16 protein-coding genes, 4 pseudogenes and 1 riboswitch are annotated in these 25,654 nt (G+C 65.0%); of the genes and pseudogenes, 14 read left to right on the forward strand and 6 right to left on the reverse strand.

The genetic code is table 11. The features are described from left to right. Positions 1-220 precede the first annotated feature (220 nt). The 12 genes and pseudogenes from ACQVLG_RS25895 to ACQVLG_RS25950 all read left to right on the forward strand — a co-directional run bounded on the left by ACQVLG_RS25895 (position 221) and on the right by ACQVLG_RS25950 (position 13,663). Positions 221-769 (forward strand): fimbrial protein, encoded by a 549-nt coding sequence (locus ACQVLG_RS25895; protein WP_230539517.1) that lies wholly within the window; start codon positions 221-223, stop codon positions 767-769. Positions 770-952: 183 nt separating this feature from the next. Further along, positions 953-1,287: pseudogene (locus ACQVLG_RS25900) on the forward strand (fimbria/pilus periplasmic chaperone); the annotation flags it as partial. A gap of 195 nt (positions 1,288-1,482) precedes the next feature. After that, the gene (locus ACQVLG_RS25905; protein WP_474295796.1) at positions 1,483-1,626 is read left to right on the forward strand and encodes a hypothetical protein; all 144 of its coding nucleotides are present in this window, start codon (positions 1,483-1,485) and stop codon (positions 1,624-1,626) included. Positions 1,627-1,733: 107 nt separating this feature from the next. Beyond that, positions 1,734-4,331, forward strand: coding sequence for a fimbria/pilus outer membrane usher protein (locus ACQVLG_RS25910; protein ID WP_474291683.1), 2,598 nt, complete (start codon positions 1,734-1,736; stop codon positions 4,329-4,331). Next, positions 4,328-5,422: a fimbrial protein gene (locus ACQVLG_RS25915; protein ID WP_474291684.1), complete on the forward strand. Its 1,095-nt coding sequence runs from the start codon at positions 4,328-4,330 to the stop codon at positions 5,420-5,422. The genes ACQVLG_RS25910 and ACQVLG_RS25915 overlap by 4 nt, the downstream gene beginning before the upstream one ends. Before the next feature lie 175 nt (positions 5,423-5,597). Continuing rightward, the gene (locus tag ACQVLG_RS25920; RefSeq protein ID WP_474291685.1) at positions 5,598-6,617 is read left to right on the forward strand and encodes a hypothetical protein; all 1,020 of its coding nucleotides are present in this window, start codon (positions 5,598-5,600) and stop codon (positions 6,615-6,617) included. Then, positions 6,614-8,315 (forward strand): annotated as a pseudogene (gene recJ / locus ACQVLG_RS25925) (single-stranded-DNA-specific exonuclease RecJ). Before ACQVLG_RS25920 ends, recJ begins: the two are co-directional and overlap by 4 nt. A 234-nt stretch (positions 8,316-8,549) precedes the next feature. Next, a pseudogene (fos, locus tag ACQVLG_RS25930) lies at positions 8,550-8,962 on the forward strand (fosfomycin resistance glutathione transferase). Between the two features lie 263 nt (positions 8,963-9,225). Continuing rightward, a riboswitch (cyclic di-GMP riboswitch) is annotated at positions 9,226-9,312 on the forward strand. Positions 9,313-9,398: 86 nt separating this feature from the next. After that, a complete protein-coding gene (locus tag ACQVLG_RS25935; RefSeq protein WP_474291686.1) occupies positions 9,399-12,014 on the forward strand; it encodes a S53 family peptidase in 2,616 nt (871 codons plus the stop codon). Between the two features lie 141 nt (positions 12,015-12,155). Then, complete coding sequence (locus tag ACQVLG_RS25940; protein WP_070254193.1) at positions 12,156-12,593, forward strand: MbcA/ParS/Xre antitoxin family protein; 438 nt, start codon at positions 12,156-12,158, stop codon at positions 12,591-12,593. 2 nt (positions 12,594-12,595) lie between these two features. After that, a pseudogene (locus tag ACQVLG_RS25945) lies at positions 12,596-13,301 on the forward strand (RES family NAD+ phosphorylase). Between the two features lie 41 nt (positions 13,302-13,342). Further along, positions 13,343-13,663, forward strand: coding sequence for a DUF2288 domain-containing protein (locus ACQVLG_RS25950; RefSeq protein ID WP_474291687.1), 321 nt, complete (start codon positions 13,343-13,345; stop codon positions 13,661-13,663). Positions 13,664-13,712: 49 nt separating this feature from the next. On the opposite strand, the gene ACQVLG_RS25955 is transcribed toward ACQVLG_RS25950, so the two are convergent. The 5 genes from ACQVLG_RS25955 to ACQVLG_RS25975 all read right to left on the reverse strand — a co-directional run bounded on the left by ACQVLG_RS25955 (position 13,713) and on the right by ACQVLG_RS25975 (position 20,695). Further along, on the reverse strand, positions 13,713-15,791 hold the full coding sequence (locus ACQVLG_RS25955; protein ID WP_474291688.1) for a TonB-dependent receptor plug domain-containing protein: 2,079 nt from the start codon (positions 15,789-15,791) through the stop codon (positions 13,713-13,715). An 83-nt stretch (positions 15,792-15,874) separates the two neighbouring features. Next, complete coding sequence (locus tag ACQVLG_RS25960) at positions 15,875-16,597, reverse strand: ABC transporter ATP-binding protein (RefSeq protein ID WP_474291689.1); 723 nt, start codon at positions 16,595-16,597, stop codon at positions 15,875-15,877. A 10-nt stretch (positions 16,598-16,607) separates the two neighbouring features. Further along, positions 16,608-18,551 carry a branched-chain amino acid ABC transporter ATP-binding protein/permease gene (locus ACQVLG_RS25965; protein ID WP_230539507.1) on the reverse strand — a complete coding sequence of 648 codons (1,944 nt, stop codon included), beginning with the start codon at positions 18,549-18,551 and terminating at the stop codon, positions 16,608-16,610. A gap of 7 nt (positions 18,552-18,558) precedes the next feature. Next, positions 18,559-19,449 (reverse strand): branched-chain amino acid ABC transporter permease, encoded by an 891-nt coding sequence (locus tag ACQVLG_RS25970; RefSeq protein ID WP_010398938.1) that lies wholly within the window; start codon positions 19,447-19,449, stop codon positions 18,559-18,561. Between the two features lie 85 nt (positions 19,450-19,534). Then, positions 19,535-20,695: an ABC transporter substrate-binding protein gene (locus tag ACQVLG_RS25975; RefSeq protein ID WP_474291690.1), complete on the reverse strand. Its 1,161-nt coding sequence runs from the start codon at positions 20,693-20,695 to the stop codon at positions 19,535-19,537. Positions 20,696-21,061: 366 nt separating this feature from the next. Here ACQVLG_RS25975 and ACQVLG_RS25980 point away from each other — a divergent pair, with 366 nt between their 5' ends. Together ACQVLG_RS25980 and ACQVLG_RS25985 are read left to right on the forward strand one after the other, a co-directional pair. Further along, positions 21,062-21,964 carry a hypothetical protein gene (locus tag ACQVLG_RS25980; protein WP_474291691.1) on the forward strand — a complete coding sequence of 301 codons (903 nt, stop codon included), beginning with the start codon at positions 21,062-21,064 and terminating at the stop codon, positions 21,962-21,964. Between the two features lie 24 nt (positions 21,965-21,988). Next, positions 21,989-22,402: a hypothetical protein gene (locus ACQVLG_RS25985; protein ID WP_474291692.1), complete on the forward strand. Its 414-nt coding sequence runs from the start codon at positions 21,989-21,991 to the stop codon at positions 22,400-22,402. Positions 22,403-22,423: 21 nt separating this feature from the next. Here the strand turns inward: ACQVLG_RS25985 and ACQVLG_RS25990 are convergent, their stop codons facing one another. After that, the gene (locus ACQVLG_RS25990; protein ID WP_474295798.1) at positions 22,424-25,465 is read right to left on the reverse strand and encodes a heparinase II/III domain-containing protein; all 3,042 of its coding nucleotides are present in this window, start codon (positions 25,463-25,465) and stop codon (positions 22,424-22,426) included. Between the last annotated feature and the right edge of the window lie 189 nt (positions 25,466-25,654).

Genomic DNA, 25,654 nt, shown 5'->3' on the forward strand with positions numbered 1-25,654 from the left:
GCGCATGTTGACGCCGCCCGGGCCGGACGGCGCCATCAGCCGATGCGCCGCAACAACAACTTCAACTACTAGTTACATGCGCGGCAAAAAGTACGTCCATATACTTGTTTATCGACGGCGCCGGTTTCATGGGCAGCTCATCCGCGTTTGCCTTGCCTGGAACTGCGCCCGCCATGCCAACGCCTTTCACTACAACACGACACTACTCGATAGGATACCTATGACATTCGCACGCTCAGGCGTCCTGGCGGCGCTCATCGCGGCCGCCTCCGCCATGCCGGCCCTTGCACACGCTGCCGACGGCACCATCACCTTCACGGGCCAGGTCACGGCCCAGACCTGCACCATCAACGGCGGCGCCGGCAAGGATTTCACCGTCGCACTGCCCCCGGTCTCGGCCTCCTCACTCTCGATTGACGGCGCGACGGCGGGCCGCACACCGTTCAAGATCGTGCTGACGGCCTGCACGTCGGCCACGGGCAATGTGTCAGCCTATTTCGAAGCAGGCACGACCATCGATACGGCGACGGGCCGGCTGAAAAATGCGGCGGGTACGGCGACCAAGGTGCAAATCGGCCTGCTCAACTCCGACCTCACCAACACCGCGATCGTGCTGGGCGCGGCACAGGCGGCGCAGAACTCGCAGAGCGTGGCGATCGCCAGCAACACGGCCACCCTCAATTACTTCGCCCAGTACGTGGCGAGCGGCGGCGCGGCCGGCGTCGGCACGGTCAGTACCTCCGTCATGTACACGATGTCCTACCAGTAACTACCAGTAACCATCAGGAATTGACGCGGTGTCAAGCGGTGCCCCGAAAATGCGCCGGTTGGCGAAGAGACAGAACGAAATACGAATGCAATATGTAATCAAAATTACAAGATACGCGATGGCAAAATGACAGTGCGCAACAAATTATCCAGAACGATTGCGGTTTTCGCCTTGTCATGCATGATGGCGGGCGCGCATGCGTCTGTCGTGATCGGCGCGACGCGCGTGATCTATCGCGCCAGCGACCGCGAAGTCACCGTCAAGCTGGCCAATGAAGGCAATGCGCCGGCCCTGGTGCGGCGTGGCTCGATACGGGCAATCCGAACGCCCTGCCGGACGAATCGAAAGTGCCGTTCACCCTGCTGCCGCCGCTGTTCCGCCTCGATCCGAAGAAAGGCCAAAGCCTGCGCCTGATCTATACGCAGGAACCGTTGCCGCAAGACAAGGAATCCTTGTTCTGGCTCAATGTGCTCGAAGTGCCGCCGCGCGCCGGCGCCGCCGCCAACGGGGACAGTCCGAATTTCCTGCAACTGGCGTTCCGCACGCGCATCAAGCTGTTCTTCCGTCCCACGGGACTGTCGGGCAAGGCGGACGATGCCGCCGCCCTCGTGCGCTGGCGCTTCAAGCGCCTGGAGAATGGCCGCTACGTGCTGGAGGGCAATAATCCCACGCCATACCACGTAACATTCAGCAAGCTCACCGCTGCCGACGGCGTGGCGAGCTGGAGCAACGACATGGGCGCCATGCTGACCCCCGGCGCCAGCGCGGACTTCGACCTCGGCAACGCCGCGCCGCGCGCCGCGCCGTGCCCACGCAGGTCGACTACACTTATATCAACGATTATGGCGCCGGCGTGAGCGGCAAGGCCCTGCGCAAGGGCACGAACGAGTAAGCCATGCGTACCCGGGAACAGTCTGCGCCCCCGCGTGCCGGAACGCGGCTTGCGCTCAGGCGCGGCCACGCCGTGCTGCTGGGCGCGCTCGCCGCATGGGGCGCCCCGCCCGCCTGCACCGCGGCGGCCGAGGTGGCCGAGGTGGCCGCGGTGGCCGCGGTGGCCGATGTTGCCGAAGTGCAATTCAACAGCGATTTCCTGATGAAGCCGCCAGGCCAGAGCGTCGACGTGGCGCGTTTCGCGCGCGGCAATCCGGTGCCGCCCGGCGCCTACACGGTCGACCTGTACGTCAACGGCCGTTGGGTGGGCCACGATGCGCTGCGTTTCGTCACGCATGCGGGCGCCGCCAGCGCCACGCCGTGCCTGGACAGGACCGCGACCACGCGCCTGGGTCTCGACCTGGAGAAGCTGTCCGCCCCGGCGCGCGCCGCACTGGCGGCCCCCCGGGCGGACTCTTGCGCGAATCTCGCCGACCTGGTCGACGGCGCGACGCAAGCGTTCGACCTGTCCGAGCTGCGGCTCGACCTGGGTATTCCGCAAGCCTCGCTGCTGCGCCAGCCGCAAGGCTACGTGAGCCAGGAATTCTGGGACGAAGGCGTCGCGTCGGCCACGCTCGGCTACAGCCTGAATACCTTTCACGTGGCCGGCGCCGGCACGGCGGGCACGCAGACCTACCTGGGCCTGAACGGCGGCGTCAATCTCGGCAGCTGGCACCTGCGGCAAAATACCGCGCTGACGTGGCAGGCGGGCGGGCAGCGCAGCCGTCAGAACATCGCCACCTACCTGCAGCACGAGCTGCCCGCCCTGCGCAGCCAGCTGACGCTCGGCGATGCCTTCACCGACGGCGCCGTGTTCGACAGCATCGGCATACGCGGCGTGGCCCTCGCCAGCGACGACCGCATGCTGCCAGGCTCGCTGCGCGGCTATGCGCCGCTGATACGCGGCGTGGCCTTGAGCAATGCCCGCGTCAGCGTGACGCAGAACGGCAACAAGCTGTACGAGGCCACCGTGGCGCCCGGCCCCTTTGAAATCAACGACTTGTATGCCACCGGCTATGGCGGCGACCTGCTCGTCACGGTAACGGAAGCCGACGGCAGCGTGCACGGTTTTCCCGTGCCGTATGCGTCGGTGGCGCAATTGTTGCGCCCAGGAACCACGCGCTTCCACGTCGCCGCCGGCCAGTTGCGCGACGCGCAGTCGAACGGACGCCCCCATCTGCTGCAGGGCACGGTGCAGCACGGCTTCAGCAATTTTCTCACCGCGTATGCGGGCATGATCGTTGCCGATGGCTACCTGGCCGGCTTGCTGGGCACGGCGTTCAACACGCCCGCAGGCGCCGTCGCCGTCGACGTGACGGGCGCGCGCGCGCGGATTCGCGGCCTGGACGGCACCACGGGCCAGAGCGTGCGGCTCGGCTACAGCAAACTGCTGCCCGCCACCGGCACCAATTTCGCGCTGGCCGCCTACCGCTACTCGTCGAGCGGCTTCTGGGCCTTGCGCGACGCCATGCTGGCGCGCAGCGAAGCGGCCGCGGGACGCGACCCGGGCGCCGTCGGCCGCCGGCGCAACCAGCTGCAACTGACCATGAACCAGAGCCTGGCGGACGGCTGGGGCAATGCCTATGTGCTGGCGTCGACGCAGGATTACTGGAACCGGGGCGGCGCCACCGTGCAGTTCCAGCTGGGCTACAACAATACGCGGCGCGCGCTCGGCACCAGTGTCAGCTACAACGTGTCGCTGTCGCGCCAGCGCAACGACCTGACGGGACAAATGCAGAGCCAGGCCTTCGCCAGCGTGTCGCTGCCGCTCGGCACGGACGAGCACGCGCCGGCCTTGTCGACGTTTCTCACGCGCAACAACACGAACGGCTCGTCCGCGCAAGCGATGCTGAACGGCTCGGCCGGCACGGACAACAACGCCTACACCTACGGCGTCATGGCGAATCGTGCGCCGGGTTCCAGCACGGCCGGCGCGAACGGCCAGTATCGCAGCCCGTACGCGACCTTCTCCGCCAGCGCCAGCGGCGGCGCGGCGTATTCGCAACTGTCGGCGGGCGTGACGGGCGCCATCGTCGCGCACCCGGGCGGCGTGACCCTGGCCAACAACCTGGGCGACACGATAGCCGTGGTCGAGGCGAAAGGCGCGACTGGCGCCCGCGTCAGCAATGCGGCCGGCGTGCGCATCGACGGCTTCGGCTATGCGGTGATTCCATACTTGTCGCCGTACAGCCTGAACACGGTCGACATCGATCCGAACGGAATGCCGCTCGACGTCGAATTCAAGTCCACCAGCCAGCAGGTGGCGCCGCGCGCGAATGCGGTGGTGATGCTGCGCTTCGACACGCTGACGGGCCGGGCGGCGGTGATCGCGGCCCGCTTGCCGGACGGCGCGGCGCTGCCGTTCGGCGCGGCGGTGTATGACGCGCAGGGGCAAGGCGTGGGCGCAATCGGCCAGAACAGCCGCATCTTCGTGCGCGGCGTGGCCGACGAGGGCATGCTCACGGCGCAATGGGGCGACGCCGCCGACGAGCAATGCGCGTTCGCGTATCGCCTGCCGCCCAAGGGCGAAGACAGGGGCGCGTATGCGCATATCGACGCCGTGTGCAGTGCGACGGGCGTCATGGCAAGCCCGGCGATGGCGCGGCGGTCCAACGGAGGAAAAATACGATGAACAGCCAGATTTCATGTCACTTTAGCAAGAAATTGTCCGGTGTACCGCTCGTGTGGGCCGCCAGCTGTGCCGGCCTGATCTTGAGCGCGCCGGCGCAGGCGAAGAATTGCACGATCACCCCCGCTGCCACGACGATCACCTTCGGCACGGTGACGGTGCCGCGCAATGCGCCGGTGGGCACGCAGATCGGTGCAACGCAGACTTCGTCGGGAACGTGGACGTGCCCGGCGAATCCTTCTACAAACCCCGACCTCCCCAACATACACGGCTACAACGTGGGCATTACCCCGTCGCGGGCCGACATCAGCTTGCCCGCCACGTGGGTATGGGATACCGGCATCGCGGGGATCGGCATCGAAGTGATGGACACGACCTACCTTGGTCCCGACAACTATAACGGCCTTATCTCCAGGCTGGGCTACACGGGCGGAATTAACTATTATGTGCCCTTCGTCGAGCCCGCCCTGACGTATACCAGCACCTTGGCGAGCGGCTCCTTCGGGTTCAGGTATCGGCTGGTCACCACCGCCGCGCCGGTGACCGTGGGCGGCCCGATTCCCACGATTGAGCTGGCTTCCCTGGGCAGCAACGACCGCACCGGCGGTGGTTCGACGACCATGACGACCGACGTCAAGATTTATCTGGGCAGCACGACGATCGTCGCGAACGGCGCCACGTGCACGGTGAGCGCGCCAGCGAGCGTGGTCTTGCCGGCCGTCAAGGCAAGCGCATTGAACCCGGCCGGCACGGCGGCGGGCGACACCGCCTTCAGCATCGATCTCTCGTCCTGCCCGGCCGGCGTGAACGTCTACATCACCTTGACCGACATGAATGGCGCCGACACCACCACCAGCAACCTGAACCTCACGGCCGATTCCAGCGCGCAAGGCGTGAAGCTGCGCGTGTCGAACAGCGGCGGCCCCGTGAAATATGGACCGGCCTTGCCGGACGCGGGCAATACGAACCAGTGGCTGGTCGGCGCGTCGGCCAGCACCATGGCCATCCCGTTGAAAGTGCAATACATCTCGACGGGGCCGGTGACGGCCGGCACGGTAAAGGGGCAAATGCAGTTCACGATGAGCTATCAGTGAGCCATCTGACCACAGCTGCGCGCAGATCGTTTTATTGCATTAAGAGAAAGTCTGACGCGCCGGCAAAGGATGCCGCCCGCGGCAAAAAACCATGCGCCCTTCTCGCGCGGCGCCACAATCGCCTACAATCTCGGGATGAATCAACTTACCCTCGTCCCTCGTCCTGCCCTTCGCCTTGCCCAATGCCGAACTGGCTGCCGACCTGCTCAAGGTCTTGCAGGCGCCCGCGCTGGCGGCCCTGCTGTCGCGCACGTCCACTTGCCATTTAGAAACTTTTGACAACGCCAGCCGCCTGCTGCCGCACGAAGCGTGGCTGGCGCACGCCTTGACCCTGTCGCCCGCGCCCAACGGCGAGGCGGCGCGGGCGGCCTTTGCGGCCCAGGCCATGCGCGGCTACGGCCTCGTGCCGGAACCGGGCGGGCGCTATTTCCTGCTGCATCCGGCCCACCTGGCCATTGCCCGCAGCCATATCAGCCTCGATGAGTTGCGCCAGCTCAAGCTGGGCGAAGCGGAAAGCCGCGCCCTGTTCGACATCGCGGCCCCGTATTTCGACGAAATCGGCCAGCCGCTGGCATATGGCGACGCGGGCACCTGGTTCATGCGCGCCGATGGCTGGACCGACTTGCAGTGCGCCACGCCGGATGCCGCCACCACGCAAGACCTGTCCGTGTGGATGCCGGAAGGCGAGCACGCGCGCGCCGCGCGCCGTTTGCAAAATGAAGTGCAGATGCTGTGGCATGAACACCCGGTCAATGCGGCGCGCGAGGAACGGGGCTTGAAAGCCGTCAACGCCTTCTGGATCTGGGGCGCCAGCGTCGCCACGGCGCAAGCTCCCGGCTGCGCCGCCAGCCTGCATACCCGGGACGCGCCCGGCTGGCTGGCCGCACTGGCGGAACCGGCGCAGCGCGATGCCAGTCTAAACAGTGTGCTGGCAAGCCAGCAGGACGCCATCGTCGTGCCGGGCGGCCTGATCGAAGCGGCGCAGGCCCAGGAATGGGGCATGTGGCTGCAGCAATTGCAAGCGCTGGAAGCGGACTGGTTCGCGCCCCTGCTGGCGGCCCTCAAGGATGGCCGCCTGGGACAGCTGCGCCTGGTGCTGAGCCACCGCGACGCCTGGCTCGACGTCACCACCAGCAAGCATGCGCAGCGCAAATTCTGGCGCGCGATGACCCTGAACAAGTTGAAAGCATCATGACCCGTACCCGCATCGCCACCCGTCCCTGCCCTTACCGCGAATCCGAATTGCTGCGCCAGGGCGGCATCCATCCCGTGCTGGCCCGGCTGTACGCCTCGCGCGGCTTGTCCGACGCGAAAGAACTGTCGAGCGAACTGGCGGCCCTGATGCCGCCGTCCGGCTTGCTGCACATCGGCGCGGCCGGCGTCTTCCTGGCCGACGCGATTGCCGCCAAGAAACGCATGGTCATCGTGGCCGACTACGATTGCGACGGCGCCACCGCCTGCGCCGTGGCCATCCGCGGCTTGCGCGCCATGGGCGCCGACGTCGATTTCATCGTGCCCAACCGTTTCGAGTACGGCTACGGCCTGACGCCGGAAATCGTCGAGCTCACTGCCCGCGAAAAGTCGCCCGACATCATCATCACCGTCGACAACGGCATCGCCAGCATCGATGGCGTGGCCGAGGCCAACCGGCGCGGCATTTCAAGTCGTCGTCACCGACCACCATTTGCCGGCCGACACCCTGCCCGACGCGGCCGTCATCGTCAATCCGAACCAGCCCGCCTGCGGTTTTCCGTCGAAACACCTGGCGGGCGTGGGCGTCGTGTTCTACGTCTTGCTGGCCCTGCGGGCCGAGCTGCGCCGGCGCGGCATCTTTGATGCGCAAACGCAACCCAAGCTCGACAACCTGCTCGACCTGGTGGCGCTGGGCACGGTGGCCGACGTGGTGCGCCTCGATACCAACAACCGCATCCTCGTCGCCCAAGGCCTCAAGCGCATGCGCAAGGGCAATATGCACGCGGGCGTGGCCGCCCTGTTCCGCGTGGCGGGCCGCGAAGCGCGCAGCGCCACGCCGTTCGACCTGGGCTTTGCCCTGGGACCGCGCCTGAATGCGGCCGGCCGCCTGCAAGACATGTCGCTGGGCATCGAATGCCTGGTCACGGACGACGAGGGCCGCGCCTGGGCGCTGGCCCAGCAATTGAACGACATCAACCTGAAACGGCGCGAAATCGAGGCGGAAATGCAGGATACGGCCCTGCTGCACCTGGACGATTTCGAACCGGCCAACAGCAGCACCATCAGCGTGTTTGACGAATCCTGGCACCAGGGCGTGATCGGCATCGTCGCTTCGCGCCTGAAGGAAAAATTCTACCGCCCGACGATTACCTTCGCACCGGGCGCCGATGGCTGGATCAAGGGTTCCGGACGCTCGATTCCCGGTTTTCACTTGCGCGACGCGCTCGACCTCGTGTCGAAACGGGCGCCGAGCCTGATCGACAAGTTCGGCGGCCACGCCATGGCGGCGGGCCTGACCATCCGCGCCGACGCCTTCGAGGCGTTTTCGCAAGCGTTCGAAGCCGTGGGCCAGGCCTGGCTCAGCCAGCAACAGCTGGAACGTGTGGTGGAAACGGACGGCCCGCTGGAGGACGCCTACTACACGACGGCCTTCATCGAGCTGATGGATGGCCAGGTGTGGGGCCAGGGCTTCGCCCCGCCCGTCTTCTGCGACGAATTCCGCGTCGTCAGCCAGCGCATCTTAAAAGAACGCCATTTGAAACTGTTGCTGGAAAAGAACGGCGTGCGCTTCGACGCCATCTGGTTCGGGCATACGGACGCCCTGGGCGAACGGACAAGGGTCGCCTTCCGCCTCGATGCGAATGAATACAATGGCACGACCAAAGTGCAACTCATGGTGGAGCACGCCGAGCCTGCGTAGTGACACCTGACAGTACCTACTGCGCGTTGGTATAGGCCGCCTGCGATGCTCACCGTACCAGAAGTACGGTTGCGCTTCTCGGCCGCCTCTCCCTTCCGCTCGCTACGGTACTGTCAGGCGTTGCGACATTTGTGGTCTTATTGCTATGTCTCATGTTTACGTGAAACAATGTCGCACCAAACCACAGCGACGGCTGGAACAGCGATTCACACCACCTGAAAGTTATCCAGCACCATGTTGACCGGCCTGAACCACCTCACCCTGTCGTGCGCGACGTGGCGCGCAGCGTCGCCTTTTACCGCGACACCTTGGGCCTGCGCCTGCATGCGCACTGGGACAGGGGCGCGTACCTGTCGGCCGGGGATTTGTGGCTGTGCCTGTCGCTCGATGGGCAGGGCACGGCCGCGCTGGCCAGCTCCGCCTACACGCACTATGCGTTTGCCATTTCACAAGAAAACTTCGCCGCCTTTGCCGCCCGCCTGCGCACGGCTGGCGTGGCGGAATGGCAGCAAAACAGCAGCGCCGGCGATTCCCTGTATTTCCTCGACCCGGACGGCCACCAGCTGGAAGCCCATGCGGGCAGCCTGGCGCAGCGGCTGGCGGCGTGCCGCGCAGCGCCGTATCAGGGCATGGCGTTCGAGGATTGACGTAAAATCGGTATATTTGATAAATTCATTAAAATATCAGGCGACACAAGCACCGTTGCCGTGAAAAAACACTGTCACCCAACGATAAGCCTCTGATAACCTTGCTTTTAAGTCTTAATAAAGCTGACAAGATTCCACCTGACAATAGGCAAATTCGCCACATTTTATTGCAAAAATAAAAATATTGATTGAAAATAGTTAACACTTATTTGTCGTATTCGCTAGAATCGATAACGCATCAGCTAATCCTGAAGATGCATGATCAGTTCTGAGGGCAAACCCGTCGAAAGGCGGGGACGCAAAGCCACCGGCCTACCGCGCGCAAGCGCCACGGCAGCGGGGCTGCCAATGCCCAGGACCGGGACCGCCAGAGCGCGGCGCCAGGCCTGGATGCATTGTCGAGATGTGGCCCTCGCCCAACTCGGAGAGTTTCGCCATGAAAAAAATCATCCCCCAGCATTCCCGTCACGGGCGCCTGCTGCTGGGCGCGACTGCCGCGCTCGTGCTGGGCGCCTGCGGTCCCGGCCAGGAGACCTCGGCGCCGCCTGCCGCCATCGCCACGGCGGCGACCCATTTCAATGTCGAGGTACCCGTCATTCCCGCCGCCGTCGGCGCACTGGTGGTGCAACCGATGTTCCATGCGGCCCCCGCCCTGCTCGATGCACCTGACGGGCGCGACAGCGCCAACAGCAGCGGCTCGGCCCACTGGCGCCCGCACTTGCAGAACGTGCCCGGCGCCATGACGGACATGAGCACGCGCCGCCTGACGGCGCAAAAAATCGCCGTCGCGGAACAGACGGCACAGGATATCGCGCCGCTGGCCAGCGACGGGTCGGGCCCGGCCGCCCCCATGGCCGGCAGCAGCGTGGTAGCCACCTATTCTCCCGCGCAAATCCGCGCCGCCTACGACCTGCCCGCCCTGCCGGCGGCAGGCACGGCGCTGACGCCGGCCCAGGCGGCCCAGCTGGGCGCGGGGCAGACGATCTACATCGTCGACGCCATGCACAACCCGAACGCGGCCGCCGAACTGGCCATCTTCAACCAGAAATTCGGCTTGCCCGGCTGCACCACCAAGGCCATCGCCACGAATGCCACCCTGCCCCTGCCGCCCGCCCCGGCCAGCGGCTGTGAATTTTCTGTTGTCTACAACACGCCATCGAGCACCATGACGGCCACCGCGCCCGCCTATAACTCGGGCTGGGCCATGGAAATCGCGCTCGATGTGCAATGGGCGCATGCCACGGCGCCGCTGGCGCGCATCGTGCTGATCGAGGCGCCCGATGCATCCGTCAACAGCCTGCTGGGCGCCGTGCGCCTGGCCAACCTGATGGGCCCTGGCGTCGTCTCGATGAGCTTTGGCGCCGCCGAAGGCAGCTGGACGGCTTCCGTCGACAGCGCCTTCACGGGCAAGAACATGAGCTACCTGGCCGCCACGGGCGATTCGGGCAGCGGCGTGTCCTGGCCTTCCGTCTCGTCCAACGTGCTGGCCGTGGGCGGCACCACGCTCAGCTACAGCGGCAGCGGCGTGCGCAGCGAAGCAGCCTGGTCCGGCACGGGCGGCGGCATCAGCGCCTACACGGCCCTGCCCACCTACCAGACGGCCAGCGTGCCCGGCCTGACCAATCTGCTGCGGCGCAATGTGGCCGACGTGGCCTTCAATGCCGACCCCGCCACGGGCCAGTACACGGCCGTGATGGCGCCCGGCAGCAGCACCGCCAGCTGGCTCAGCATCGGCGGCACCAGCCTGTCCACGCCGCAATGGGCCGGCCTGATCGCCATCGCCAACGCCAGCCGCGCGCTGCAGGCGAAAACGGCGCTCGGATTGCCGCACAGCATGCTGTACGGCCAGATCGCCACCGTGCCCGGCACCTTTGCCAGCAGCTTTGCCGACATCACGCGGGGCAGCAACGGCACCTGCAGCGTGTGCACGGCCAGGATCGGCTATGACCCGCTGGGCGGCCTGGGCACGCCGAACGTCAAAAGCCTGCTGGCCAGCCTGTCGGGCACGCAGATCGCCCCCGCCGCCCCCGTCGTGGCGCCGGCCGGCATCAGCGGCACGGCCGGCAAGCCGCTGTCGTTCACCGTCTCGGCCACCGCGTCCAATCCACTCAGCTACACCATGCTGGGCGCGCCGGCCGGCATGAGCATCGCCTCAACGGGCGTGGTCAGCTGGACAGCCCCCGTGGCAGGCACGTATGCCGTGACCATGGTGGCCAGGGATAGCGTCAGCGGCCTGACCGGCCAGGGCGTGTACAGCATCGTCATCGCCCCCGTCGCGCCGCCCGTCGTCGCCGCTGGCGCCATCACGGGCAAGGTGGGCACGGCGCTGGCATTCAATGTCAGCGTCACGGCCGCCAATCCCGTCAGCTACGCGCTCGCCGGCGCGCCGGCCGGCATGTCCATCAGCAGCGCCGGCCTGGTGAGCTGGGCCGCCCCCGTGGCGGGCACCTATGCCGTCACCGTGACGGCCAAGGATACCAAGACGGGCCTGAGCGGCAAAGGTCTCTACACGGTGGCCATCGCCGCCCCGCTGCCGCCCGTGGTGACGGTCGCCAGCGTCAGCGGCAAGCCCGGTGTGGCCCTGTCGTTCACGGCCACGACGGTGGCGCCCAACGCCGTCACGTACAGCCTGTCGGGCGCACCGTCCGGCATGGCCATCAGCGCCGCCGGCGTCGTCAGCTGGGCCAAGCCCGTGCTGGGCAGCTACAGCGTGACCGTCACCGCCAGAGATACGAAAACGGGCTTGACGGGCAAGGCCGTGGCCACGGTGAAAATCGCCGCCGCCGGCCCCACGATCAGCGCCGCCCCCATGACGGGCGTGGCGGGCAAGGCCATGAGCGGCAGCATCGTGCTGACGGCGCCTGGTGCAACCTGGCTGCGGATCTCGATCGACGGCGCGCCGCTGGGCATGCAGTTTTCCATGAGCGGCCTGACCATCACCGCCTACTGGCCGCAACCGGTGGCCGGCAGCTATACGCTGAAGGTGGTGGCGCTGGACAGTAACGGCTTGACGGCGCAGCTGACCGTGCCGGTGAGCGTCACGGCAAAATAGACTGCCGCAACGCGGCCTGCCAACGGGGCGCAGCGGGACACACGTCCCCTGCGCCCCGTTTTTCATGCGCGCGGCCCTTGCAGCGAATCCATAAAAGGAGTATACATAGTCCATAAACAGAGTTTTATTGAAGGACATCCCATGAATCTCGCCTACGCCTACCCCAAGAGCCGCTTCGAGCCGGCCGTGCTCGTCGACCTGAACGCCAAGGCCGAGCGCGAGCGCTTGTCGCAAGCGGCCCTGAAAGGCTTCTTCAAGCTGGCCGCCGCCTGGAAGTTGCGCGACGACGATGCGCGCGAACTGCTGGGCGGCCTGTCCAGCAGCGCCTGGTACGAGTGGAAAAAGCACCCGGACCGCGTGCTGGAAGTGGACCGCATCACGCGCATTTCGTATTTGCTGGGCATTTATAAAGCCTTGCACATCCTGTATGGCGACAAGCTGGCCGATGAATGGGTAAGTTTACCCAACAAGAACCCCGTGTTTGGCGGCCGCACGCCGTTGTCGCAGATGCTGGCAGGCGGCCTGCTGGCCATGCAGACCGTGCGCAAGCTGCTCGACGCGCGCCGCGGAGGATTGTAATCGTGCCTGCCGCCCCGCATGCCCACCTGCCGCCGCTGGCAGCCCTGCGCCAGATCGACACCTGCCGCCTGATTCCCTCGCGCTTCGCCGACATGGAAGATTCCGTGCTGGCGCCGCTGGCCGAGGACGACGGCCACCTGCGCGAGCTGTTCGAACTCGATAACGCGACGAATGCGCGCCTGGTGGCCGAGTACGGCGGCGCGCCAGGAATTGGCGTGGACGAGCTGGTTTTTGGCGTGCCGAACTTTCGCATCATCAATGCCGCCTACACGTATGCCCGCCCGGAAGGGGCGCGTTTCAACGATAGCGAGCGGGGCGCCTGGTATTGCGCCTTCGACATGAAAACGGCGCTGGCCGAGATCATTTTCCACAAGACCGTGGAATACCAGGAAATCGACTATTTCGACGACAGCGTCAGCTACCAGTCGCTGCTGGCCGATTTTTCCGCCAGCTTCCACGACTTGCGCGGCCAGCAGCGCTATGCGCGCCTGCCTGGATCCGGCCAGCTACATTGCCTCGCAAGACCTGGCCGCCATCCTGCTCGACGCGGGTTCCATGGGCGTGATCTTCCCCAGCGTGCGGCATGCCGGCGGCACCAACCTGGCCTGCTTCCGCCCTGCCCTGGTGGGCAATGTTCGCAAAGGCGCCGCCTATCGGTTAACATGGCGGGGTACGCCGGTGCCGCGCGTGGAAATCCTCCCAGGATAGCTGCGCGGCACGGCACCCGACTCACCGCAACCTGATCTCACATGCAAACCAATCCTGAAAAAGACACCGAACTGCGCCTCAAAGTGAACAGCGAAACGGCCCGCCTGGCCTGGAGCGAGCTGGAAAAGCACTTCGCCCAGGGCAATGTCGTCTGGATCGCCAATGAACTGGACCTGGTCGAAGTGGCCGTGCGCATCTCGCACGACGACAAGGCCACCATCACGCAATGGATGGCCGACGGCAAAGTCGCCAAGGTCTCCGACCAGCAGGCGCTGGACTGGCAAGCAGCCGATGCGGCCCTGTGGGCCGTCGTCGTCAGCCCGTTCATCCTGGTGCAGCAGGAAAAACCGACGAAACACTAAAGACTGCGTTCGAGCAGCAGGCGCAGCGACGCGCTGCCATCGATACGCGTCACGCTGTCGCTGCGGCCCGCATCCTCCACATACGATTGCCCTTGCAGCTGCTGCTGGCGCAGCAGGTTGGCCGCCGACAGGCGCACGCGCGTCTTCGCGTCCGGCTGCCACAGCGCATACGCGTCCAGGGTGCGCCGCACGCCCCCGCATCACTGCTGGCATGCGCATCGAGCCGCGCCAGGCCGCCCGTCTGCACGTGCAGATTGCCGCCCATGCTCATCCCAGGCGAGAGCCGGTAATCGAGTCCAAGGTTCAGCGTGGCCGGCACCTGGCTGGCCAGGCGGTTGCCGGGACCCGGCACGGCGGCGACACTCGACCAGTTGCGCCCCGCGTTGGCGCGCACGTCGAGGTCGGGCGCCTGCGCCCACCAAGTCCGCAAGGGGAACTTCACATCCATCTCGATGCCGCGCACCGTGGCCGTGCCGTTGTTGAACGGGCTGGCCGTCCAGATGCCATCGCGCTGGAACAAGCGCTGCACGGTGACGTCGCTGATGCGCCGCGCGTAGCCCGACAGGCTGGCCACGCCGCTCTTGCCGAAATAACTTTCCCAGGCCGCGTCCAGCCCCCACGCCAGTTCCGGGCGCAGGTCGGGATTGCCCTGGAAATCGGGATTGTTGGCACTGTTGCCATTGTTGATGGTATAACGGCGCGGCACCAGGTTGCGCGTGGCGGGCGCCTTGTAGGTGCGCGCCAGCGCCAGCCGCAGCTGGTCGCGCTCCCGCTCCGGCAACTTCCACAGCAGCTGCGCCACGGGGCTCCAGACCTTGGCCCGGGTGCGCACTTCGCTCAGGGTGCGGCCCTCGGTCGCCGTCTGCAAGCCTTCCCAGTGCACGCCCGCATACATTTGCAGGCGCGGCGTCACGTCCCATTCATCCTGCGCATACAGGGCCAGGCGCCGCACGTCGGCCGTGTAGTCTTCATCGAGCGCATACGGCGCGCCGCCGGCAAGATAGGTGTCGCGCTGGCGGCGCGACTCGCTGCGGCGTATCAGGCTGCCGTCCCAGCCCAGGCTCAGGGCGTGTCCGCCGCCCAGCCGGCCCAGGTATTTGCCGCTGCTGTTGACGCTGTCGTCGACGGCGTCGGAGACCACGCCGCGCAGCAGCAGGGGCGCGCCATCGGCCGCCGCGCCATGAAACGCGTAATCCGTGTCGCGCCGGTTGTGGCTGACGCCCAGTCTGGCCGTCAGCTTGCCCGCCGCCCCCAGCGCGTGCGACCAGCTCACGTCGCTGCGCGCTGAAAACACGCTCGCTTGCGAGGTGGCGCCATTGCGCGGATACGCCGTGGGCATGCCCAGCAAGACCGTTTCGCTGGCCACGCCGTCAAATCCCGTGCGGTACCAGTCCAGCAGGCTTTGCCAGGTGACGGTGTCGCCCTTGTCCAGGGTCCAGTGCAGGCGCGGCGTCAGGCTGGCCTTGTTGACGGACGAGGCATTGCGCGTGCGCGTGTCGCGCAGCGCCAGCGGCGTGCCGGTGGAATCGGCGATGGTTTCCGTCGTCCTGCCGGCCACGTCATCGGCCGTGCGCTCGACCGCCCCCGTCAGCGAATAGGCGAAACCGGGCAGCTTGTCCGCCACGCGCAGCGATGCGGCAGGCTGCCAGCGGCCATCCTGCCTGCCCGCACCCAGTTTCCATTCGCGCTCGGCGCCGCTGGCACCCTTGCGCAAGACCACGTTGATGCTGCCGGCGACGGCCTGCATGCTGTATTCGGCCGTCGCGCTGCGTAAAATCTCGATGCGCTCGATCATCTCGGGCGCGATCGATTCGATGGAAAAACCCGGTGGCGCCGGTTCGCCGTTGATCAGCATCTGCGTGTAGCCGGCGCCCAGGCCCCGCATGCGCACCTCGCTGCCGACGACGGACACGCCGGGCTGGCGCTTCAGGGCCGCCGCCAGGCTGGCGTCGCCATATTGGGCAAGATCGTCGCGGCTGACGATGATTTTCGCGGCCGTGTCGTCGCGCCGCTGCTGCAGGCCGCTGGCGGCGGTAATTTCAACTTTCTGCAGCGGCGCCTCGTCGGCGCAGGCAGCGGCCGGCAAGAGCAGAAAAAGGAGAGGGAAAGTCGGGCTGGCGCTGCGCATGATGCCTTTTCTACACTGCGGGTACGGGAGCGCGCAGTGTAGAGGATTTGACAATGCGCAGCAAGCGCATTGTCAAGCCAGCTTCAGTGCCCGCCGCCCAGATACGCCGCGATCACCTTCGGGTCCGTTTTCAGGCTCTCGGCCGGGCCATGCACGGAGATGCTGCCGTTTTCCAGCACGTAGCCGTAATCGGCCACGTTCAGGGCGGCGGCGGCGAATTGCTCCACCAGCAGCATGGTCACGCCTTCGCCTTTCAGGCGCGTGATGATGCGGAACACTTCCTCCACCAGGATCGGCGCCAGGCCCATCGACGGCTCGTCCAGCAGGATCACTTCCGGGTTCAGCATCACGGCGCGGGCCATGGCCAGCATCTGCTGCTCGCCGCCCGACAAGGTGCCGGCCAGCTGGTCGCGCCGCTCCTTCAGGCGGGGAAACAGCTCCAGGGCCTTGTCCAGATCGCCCTTGATGTCGCCTTTCGGGCGCGCCCGCGTAAAACGGGGAAAGGCGCCCAGCAGCAGGTTGTCCGTCACCGACATCGAGGCAAACACGCGCCGGCCTTCCGGCGAATGGGCCAGGCCGGCGCGCGCGATGCGGTGCGAATCGAGCCCCGTGACATCCTTGCCGCCCAGGGTGACGCTGCCGGATTTCGGTTTGAGCATGCCGGAAATGGCGCGCATGGTGGTGGTCTTGCCGGCGCCGTTCGAGCCGATCAGGGTCACCAGCTTGCCCTTCGGGACTTCCAGCGAAATGCCGTGCAGGACTTCGACTTTGCCGTAGGCGGCGTGCAGATTGTTAATGGTCAGCATGGTCTTCCTCTCAATGCGCCGCAGGGCTCAGGGTGTCGGCGCTGCCGCCCAGGTAGGCTTCGATCACTTTCGGATCGCTCTGGACAAGCGCGGGCGCGCCCTCGGCGATCTTCTGGCCGAAGTCCAGCACCGTCACCACGTCCGACAGGGCCATCACCACGTCCATGTGATGCTCGATCAGGATGATGGTGATGCCGTGTTCGCGGATCTTGCGGATGATGGCCATCAACTCTTTGATGTCGGGCGCCGTCAGGCCCGCCGCCGGTTCGTCGAGCAGCAGCAAACGGGGGTTGAGGCCCAGCGCGCGGCCGATTTCCAGCAGCCGCTGCTTGCCGTATGGCAGATTGCGCGCCTCTTCGTTGGCCAGGTCCGCCAGGCCGACGAATTCCAGGATGCTGGCGGCCCGCTCGCGCGCGGCCTTCTCTTCGCGCTTGTAGCGGGGCGTATGCAGCATCACGTCGAGCACGTTCGACTTGAACGTATTGTGCAAGCCCACCAGCACGTTCTCGGTGGCCGTCATCTCGCCGAACAGCTGCACGTTCTGGAAGGTGCGCGCCACGCCGCCCAGGGCGATTTCGGACGGCGTGCGGCCGGAAATGACGGCGCCGGCAAACTCCACCTTGCCCGCCGTCGGCTTGTAGATCCCCGTGAGCACGTTCATCATCGTGCTCTTGCCCGAGCCGTTCGGCCCGATCAAGCCGTGCACGGAGCCCTGCGTGACGTTCAGGTCCACCTGGTTCAGCGCTTTCAGGCCGCCGAACTGCATCAGGGCCTGCTCCACGCGCAGCAGGGTGGCGCCCTGCTGCCCGCCTTGCGCATGATCAAACGGCGCCACGCCGTGCGAAGCGACGGCTTGCACATGGCGCCGGCCCTTGCCAATAAAGCTCATCAAAAAGCCCACGATGCCGTCCTGCAGGTAGTACACGACAAATAAGGTCATCAGGCCGAAGATGGTCAGACGCCAGTCGACCATGTTGTCCAGTTTATACGAGTAGGCGGCCAGGCCGATGGTGGCCACCAGGGGCACGAGCACGCCGCGCACGGTGGAGCGCTTTTTCGCCAGCATGAAGGCCGAACCGATCACGCCCAGCACGGCGGCGGATACGGCGATCTTGCGGAACAATTCGATGTCCGACAAGAGGCTGGGCAGCATGACGACGATCAGGGCGCCGATCAGCGCGCCCGAGCGCGTCTTGCGTCCGCCCATGATGACGGCCAGCAGGAACAGGATCGTCAGCTCGAAGTTATAGGTATTCGGCGAAATATACTCTTCCGAATACGCATACAGGCTGCCGGCCAGGCCCGCGAAGCCGGCGCTGATGACGAAGGCATACACCTTGTAGCGGTACACGGACACGCCCATGCAGTCCGAGGCGATGGGGCTGTCGCGCAGCGCCTCGAAGGCGCGGCCCAGGTTCGACTTCAGGATGCGGTGCACCACCACCAGCGAGATCACCAGCAGCGCGGCGACCATGTAGTAGTACTCCACTTCCGTCAGTTTGTGGCCGAACAGGACGGGCTTGTGAATCTTGATGCCCATCGGCCCTTCCGTCAGGAAGCTCATCTCGTTGATCAGGATTTGCACGATGGTGCCGAAGGCCAGCGTCACCATGGCCAGGTAGGGTCCCGTCACGCGCAGGGCCGGCAAGGCCAGGATGGCGCCGAACAGGGCCGCGCCCGCGATACTGGCGGGGATGGCCAGCCAGAACGACACGCCCAGCTTGAACACCAGCACGCCCGTTACGTACGAGCCGATGCCGAACAGGCCGGCGTGGCCCAGCGACACCTGCCCCGTGTAGCCGACGACGATATCGAGGCCGAACAGCAGAATGGCGTAGATCAGGATGGTCTCGGCCAGGTGGATGTAATACGGGTTCGGGATGACGATGGGGAACAGCGCGAGCGCGGCCAGTCCCGCCGCGCTCAGCGCCAGCATGGTGATTTTCTTGTTCATGTGGTCCTCAGACTTTCTTGATCGCGGCTTTGCCGAACAGGCCGGACGGCTTGACGGCCAGTACCAGCAGCAACAGCAGCAGGCCTGGCACTTCCTTGTAGCCCGTGGAGATGTAATAGCCGGTGGTCGTTTCCGCGATGCCCAGGATCAGGCCGCCCACGATGGCGCCCACGCCCGAGGTCAGCCCGCCGATGATGGCCACGGCAAACGCTTTCAAGCCCAGCGAGGCGCCCATGGTGGCCCCCGTCAGGGTCAGCGGCGCCACCAGCACGCCCGCAAAGGCGGCCGTGGCAGACGACAGCGCATAGGAAAAGGTGATGACCATGCCCGTGTTGATGCCCATCAAACCGGCCGCGTCGCGGTCGTTGGCCGTCGCCACGACGGCCTTGCCGTAGATGGATTTGCGGTTGAACACTTCGACGGCCAGCATGATGGCCAGCGCGCCGACGATGACGGCCACCTGCATCTGCTGCACGTTGGCGCCAAACACCTGGAACGGCGCGGCCGACAGCGGCGACGGGAACATCAGGTCATCCTTGCCCCAGATGTTTTCCGCCACGTTCTTGAAAATGATGGCCAGCGCGATGGTCGACATGATCCAGCCGAATTCGGACTTGATCTTGATGGCGGGCCGCACGCCTATCCATTCGACGAACACGCCCTGCAAGGCGCCGAAGACGATGACGATGGGGATCATCAGCAGGTAGCTCATGTACGGGCCGCCGTGGATGGTGCCCACCAGGGACAGGCCCACGAGCGCGCCCAGCATCAGGGATTCGCCCTGGCCAAAGTTGAGGGTGCCCGATGTCGCGAAGGTCAGCTGGTAGCCGAAGGCGATGACGGCATAGATCATGCCCAGCGCGATGCCGCTGAAGACGAGCTGCAGGAAGATTTCCATGGTATTCCCCGAAGGATGGAGGATAAAAAAATGGCCAGTCCTGATTCCTCAAGGCTGGCCACTGCGCGGCGAATGTCTGCCAGGCTTATTTCGCGAGGACGACTTTGCCGTCCTTGACTTCGCCAAACACGGTCAGCTCGGCCGTGATCGCTTCATGGTTGGTCTTGCTGAACGGCTTGTTGTAGGTGGTGACGGCGCCTTCCACTTTTTCACTCAGGTTTTCCAGCGCGGCGCGCACTTTCGGGCCATCCGTGCCGCCCGCCTGCTTGAAGGCCGCGGCCAGCAGGTAGATGGAATCGTAGCCTTGCGCAGCCGAGACGGCCGACGGCATGCGTCCGCCCGACGGCTTGTAGGCGGCCACGTAGGCGTCGATGAAGGCCTTGCGCTTGGGCGTGCTGGCATCCTGGATGAAGGTTTGCGGCATGCGCGTGCCATTGCCGTTCTTGCCCGCGTTGTCGATGAAGTTACCCATGGCCAGGGTCCAGCTGCCGATCAGCGGCACTTTCCAGCCCAGTTTTTCCATGCCGTTGGCGATCTGCGCCAGTTCCGGGCCGATGCCGTAGGTCAGCACGACTTCCGCCCCCGCCTGCTTGGCTTTCAGCAGCTGGGCCGTCATGTCGACGTCCTTGATGTTGTTGTATTTTTCAACGGCGACGGGCTTGATGCCCTTCTTGTCGAGCGCCTTTTCCAGGTCTTCACGGCCCAGCTGGCCATAGTTGGTGGAGTCGGCCAGGATCGCCACTTTCTTGAACTTGCGGTTCTCGATCGCCTCATGCACGATCATGCCGGACTGGATGGTGTCATTGGCCGCATTGCGGAAGATGTAGTTTTCCGGCTGGTCGGCGAATTGCTTGGTGACGATGGAACCCGTCGCCACATTGTTCATGACGGGAATCTTGGCTTCCTGGTAGAAGCGCTGCGAAGCGAGAGCCACGCCCGTATTGATGTAGCCGACAGTGGCGGCAACCTTTTCCTTGTTGATCAGTTCCTGGGCGATCTGCACGCCGCGTTCGTTCTTCGCTTCGTCATCGCGCTCGATCAGCAGCAAGGAACGGCCCAGTACGCCACCCTTGGCATTGATTTCCGCGACGGCCAGCTTGACGCCGTCGCGCATCGACACGCCCATCGGCGCGGAACCGCCCGTAAACGGACCGGACACGCCGATCTTGATGGGGTCGGCTGCGACGGCCGCCTGCGAAAAACCCAAAACCAAACTTGCCACGAGCAATTTCTGTTTCAAATTCATTGTCATCTCCTCTAATACAACGTTTTTAATGCCACTTATTTTTATAGTCGTACGCTGGATAACCGCCCCATCGATAAATCATTGTAGGTGAGTAAACATGCACCAGCAACAACTACATATGACGCGTCGCAACATGCGAAAAAGACCGCATTACCCGTCCGATGTCAGTCTTTTGTAAGGAAAATATGGCGCAAATTGGCGCACCTGCGCCATTCGGCAACAGCCCTGCCGCCGATACGGGACGGCCAGGCGACTTCGACAGCGAGCTGATCTGGCGCAATACTGCTACTCCTCAGCATGCTAATGTCGGCCATGCCAGCGCATGCGCGCCGGCCCCGTCAGCCACTGCTACCGCATGGAGGCCATATGCAGCGCCCGTCGACATCATCCCTCTTCCCCCTGCTGCTTGGCGCCAGCCTGCTGCTGGGCGGCTGCGCCACCGATCTGGCGCCCGTGCGCACCTTTGCCGAACAGACGCAAAAGATGGCGGTTCACTTCGAGCCCATGCTGGCGGGCGGCGTCCACAGCTGCATGGACAAAGCCATGCGCAAGCGTTTGATCCTGGCCGAGCGTTTCGATGCGCAAGCCAGCGAACAGGCGGCGCGCGCCGATTGCGCCGCCCTCGCGCAGGCCAGCGCGTCGGTCGCCAGCCTGAACGACGTCCTGTTGCGCTATGCGCACACGCTGGCGGCGCTGGCCGACGACAAGCTGCCCGTCTACAAGGAAGAGTTTGGCGGACTCGGCGAGGCGCTGGGCGGCCTGGCGCAGCCGGGCGCCGGCGCGCCCCTGCTCGATGCGGACAAGCTGTCCAAGGTCGTCAAGCTGAGCGAGCACCTGAGCCGCCTGGCCACGCAGCGCCTGCAGAAATCGGCCCTGCGCGAACTGCTCGACGAGCAGGAAGCCATCGATATCGTCGGCAATGCGCTCAAGGAGTATGCGCTGCGCGGCTACCGCGCCGGCTTGCAGGATGAATTGCGCGACCTGGCCCTGCTGCGCGGCGCCGTCGATAACGCCGCGCCACGCGAACCGCTGGCCGCCAACTACATCCGCACGCGCTTGCACCTGGAAGGCCGGCAGCTGCAGGAAAGGGAAAAGATCGCCGCCGCGTACGTCGCCGCCGTCGATGCGCTGCAAGCGAGCGTGGCCGCCCTGCGGGCCAATCTCGACCGCCTGCAGGCGCCCGAACTGGAACGGCAACTGGCGCGGTTTTCACGCGACGTCGAAACGCTGCAGCGGCAAGCGGCCTTCTATGCCCCGGCCCGCTGGTAAATGGCAGGCCCACCGGAGAATCCCATGTCCCCCCTGACCGAACTGACGAAAGAGCAAAGCTACGCCATCGCCGACAGCCTGGCGCAGGCGTCAAGCCTGGTGCTGGAATTGCGCATCCGCGAACGGGAGGCGCTGGCGCCGGACGAGCGCGCGCTGCTGGAGCAATATGAAAACCACCTGGACCAGATGGTGGCCCTGTTCCGCGCCTATGGCATTTACCTGACGGCCGAAGGCGCCGAGCAGGCGCGCGTCGAGATCGACGGCGCCATCGCCAGGGGCAAGCAACAGCTCAAGCGCATCGCCGACGTCAAGGCCGCCATAGTCGCGGCGGCCAAACTGGTCGACCTGGGCGCGGCCATTTTGTCGCGCGACCCGTTTGCCATCGGCGAGGCGGCGGCCAGTTTGCGGGCCAAGCCTAAAAAAAACGCTCAGGCTTGACCCGGCCGCCGGGCAAGCGGCTTACTCGATGCTGAGCACGCCCTGCTCCGAACTCTGATGCGTCCCGGCGCCATCGGCCGCTTCGGCCAGGCTCCAGGCGTAGCCGCCGGCCGCCGGCGCCGACGTCAACGCGTAGTGCGCGCCCGGTTTCAGTCCGGTAGCCAGGATGGTGCCGCCGGCCTGGGTCGAGACCCAGTCCATGCGGGCGGCGGGCGCCACTTCGCGGTTGAACAAGGCGTGCAGCTGCCCGCCCAGCAGCAGTGCCTCCGTGTTGGCTGCCGCCGGCAGGCGTATGGCGCTCGGCGCAGCGGCCGGCCCCGTGCCGCCGTCATTGTCGGCAACGGCCAGCACATGCAGGAAGTACTCGGGCGCGTTCAGGGCGGGCGCCGCGGGCGCCGCCACTTCCAGGCGCCAGGCGCCGACATCGCTGGTCCACGATTGCTGCTTGCTGACCAGCGGCGTCTGATTGCGCCACAGATAACTGCCATCGGCCTGGCGCCGGCGCACGGTGAAGCGGCAATCGGCGCCGTTGGCGGCAACGGCGCCCGTTTCGAGATCGGTCTGCGCACAGCCATTGCCCCCCTCCTGCGCACCGCCCACCTTGCGCACGCTGGCATTGAGCGGCAGGATCGTCTGCGCCGTCAGCATGCCGCCGCCATTGCGAATGGTGACGATGCGCTCCTGGCCCGCGTTGTAGCCCAGCTGGTACTGGCCATTGCCCAGCGCCGTCACGCCGGGCGCGCCCGATACGGGATCATTTGCCGTGTGCAGCAGGAAGGTGGCCGGCAAGGCCTGCTTGCTGCGCACGCTGTCGAAGACGACAGTGACCGGCTTGCCCCAGAACGATGGCGAGCGCAGGAACAGCACATTGCGCACGAAACCGTTGGCCATATCGAGCTTGCTGGACGCATAGGCCTTGCTTGCATTGCCGCTGGTGTAGGTGTACTGCGGCGTATTTTCGTAACGGATGATGCCGTCGAGCGCATTCGGGCCCGCAGGGCTGATTTCCTCGATCGTCGGATAGCCCTGTCTCGGCGCATAGAACCATTGGCCGCCGTCATTGCTGAATTCCCTGTCTCCGCGCGTGAACCGCTCGTTCTTGTCGAATATCAGCAGCGTATTGTGGGCAATGCTGCGCGTGTAGTAGTTCCACCAGTGGCTGCTGCCATATTCTTCATACAAGCCCGTGTCGAGCAGCAGCGGCGCCTTGTAATTGAGCGAAAAACTGTTCTGGTCGAAGTGCTGGTGATTTTCCGCGATAAAGGACGTCGATTTGAATTCCAGCAGCGTGGCATTCGCATAGTCCCAGGTATCGCGCATCAGCACCTGGCCCGACGTCCTGAAATGGCGCGACAGTTCCAGCGATTCCAGCGGCGCCGCCGGCAGTTGAACGGGCCACAGCAGCCGTTCCAGTATCAGGGCATCGTGCGCGCTGCGCGACGCCACGACATGCTCGCGATAAAACTTCCCGGCCACGCCATCGGCCGTATCCGTCACCGCGCCCAGCGCCAGCTGCCCGATCAATGTGCTGCCGAGCGGCGTCGTGAAATTGTCGCCGCTGGCGGGAAAGCTGCCGTCATGGCGCAAGCCGTAGATATACGGATAGATCAGCCTGGCTTGCCAGTCGGCCTGCAACAGGGGCGCCGTCCCCGTACTTTCCAGCGCGCTGCGCCACAGGAGCAGGCGCTCGGGAATGCTCGATACGCCATAGGCAAAGCCCATATGGTGGCCGCCGTCGACCGAAATCAGGGCGCGTGCCGCAAGAAAGCCCTTTTCGTAGTGCGCATACGATGTTTCAATCATCGGCAACACTTCCGGATGCTCGTCGACGATGGCCAGCAAGCCGACGGTGACATTATTGACGGCGCTGAACGGGTGGCCGCTGATATAGAAGCCGGCGATGGACGGCTTCGATTCGCTGCGGTCCCACTGTTCATACACGGGCTTCTTCTTGCAATCAAAACTGGTGCTGGTGATATATAACTGCTGATAGCCGCACATCGAGACAAACAGATTCTCGTGCCCCTTGCCCGTATCGGCGGCGATCGTTTCCTTGATTCGCTGCGCCGTCAGGTCGCGGTAGGTGCCGAAACCCACGGCGTCGGGCACGGCGCGCGCGCCCGTTTCGGCAAACAGCCAGTCGTACAGGATGCCCATGGCGCCCACCCGTCCGCCCGACGACCACTCGCCGCCGGCCACGGCGGGCGTCACCAGCAGCTTGTCGAGGTAATTCAGGGCGCCATTCAGATATTTCGCATTGCCCGTCAGGCGGTAGGCCATGGCCAGCATCTGCGCAGTTTCATAAATCGTGCCGCGGCTGCCGGTAGCCACGTTGCACACGTCCGGCACGCCGCCGGCAGGGGGAATCAGCGGACAGGCCTGAAGCGTGGCCACCCGTCCGTCGACACGCTCCATGAAGCCGTACCAGGCCTTATTGAGCAAAGCATCCATCGCCGGTGCCTGCCACAATTCATGGCCGCCGCCATCGAGCAAACGGAAATTGCGCATGGTTTCATTGCGCCGCATGCCTATCCTGCTGATCTGCCCATCCGCCTTCCATTCCATCGGTGGCGTGGCGCCGGTGCCGTCGACCGTTCTCCAGCCCATGGGCACGGCAACGCCATTGACTCTCAGGTCAATTTTATGGGTCTGGCTATTCCATGACAACTGGATGTTCGACCAGACATCGGGTTTTAAATCGATCCTGGCGACAGACAGATACTGGGCCAGTCCATTGACCTGGAAGCCGACCTGAAAACCGAGGCTTTCCCCCGCCGCACCGGCCGGGCTATCGTAGGAATCGACGTGGCGGATAAAAAAGCCATTGCGGCTCGGACTGAATTCGCCAAAAACCGGCTGGTTGACGCTATCGAGCGCATCCTTGCGCCCGGCGAACAGCTCCAGGCTGATGCTGCCGCCTGCGGCGGGAAACGCGGCCGGCAGATTCGGCAATTGCGGTTTCAGCGCATCGAAACTGGCTTGATTCAGGAATAGCCGCGGATGGCCCTGCTTGATGGGCGCTGGCAATTGCGCCATCGCGGAAGAGGCAAGCAGGCAAAACATGCCCAGCACGGCATGCGCCATTTTCCTCGGCAAGAACGGCACACCGCTGTGGCGATGGCGAAACATTGTTTTCTGTTGGCGAATCATTTGACTTTGCACACGGGCTCCCGGAATCAACCAGTTAATAAAAAAACCATATGGCGAATACTGCCATACAATTTTTCAAAAAAGCCAATAATGATCATCAAA

The sequence above is a fragment of the Janthinobacterium sp. TPC_1 genome, from assembly GCF_056037845.1.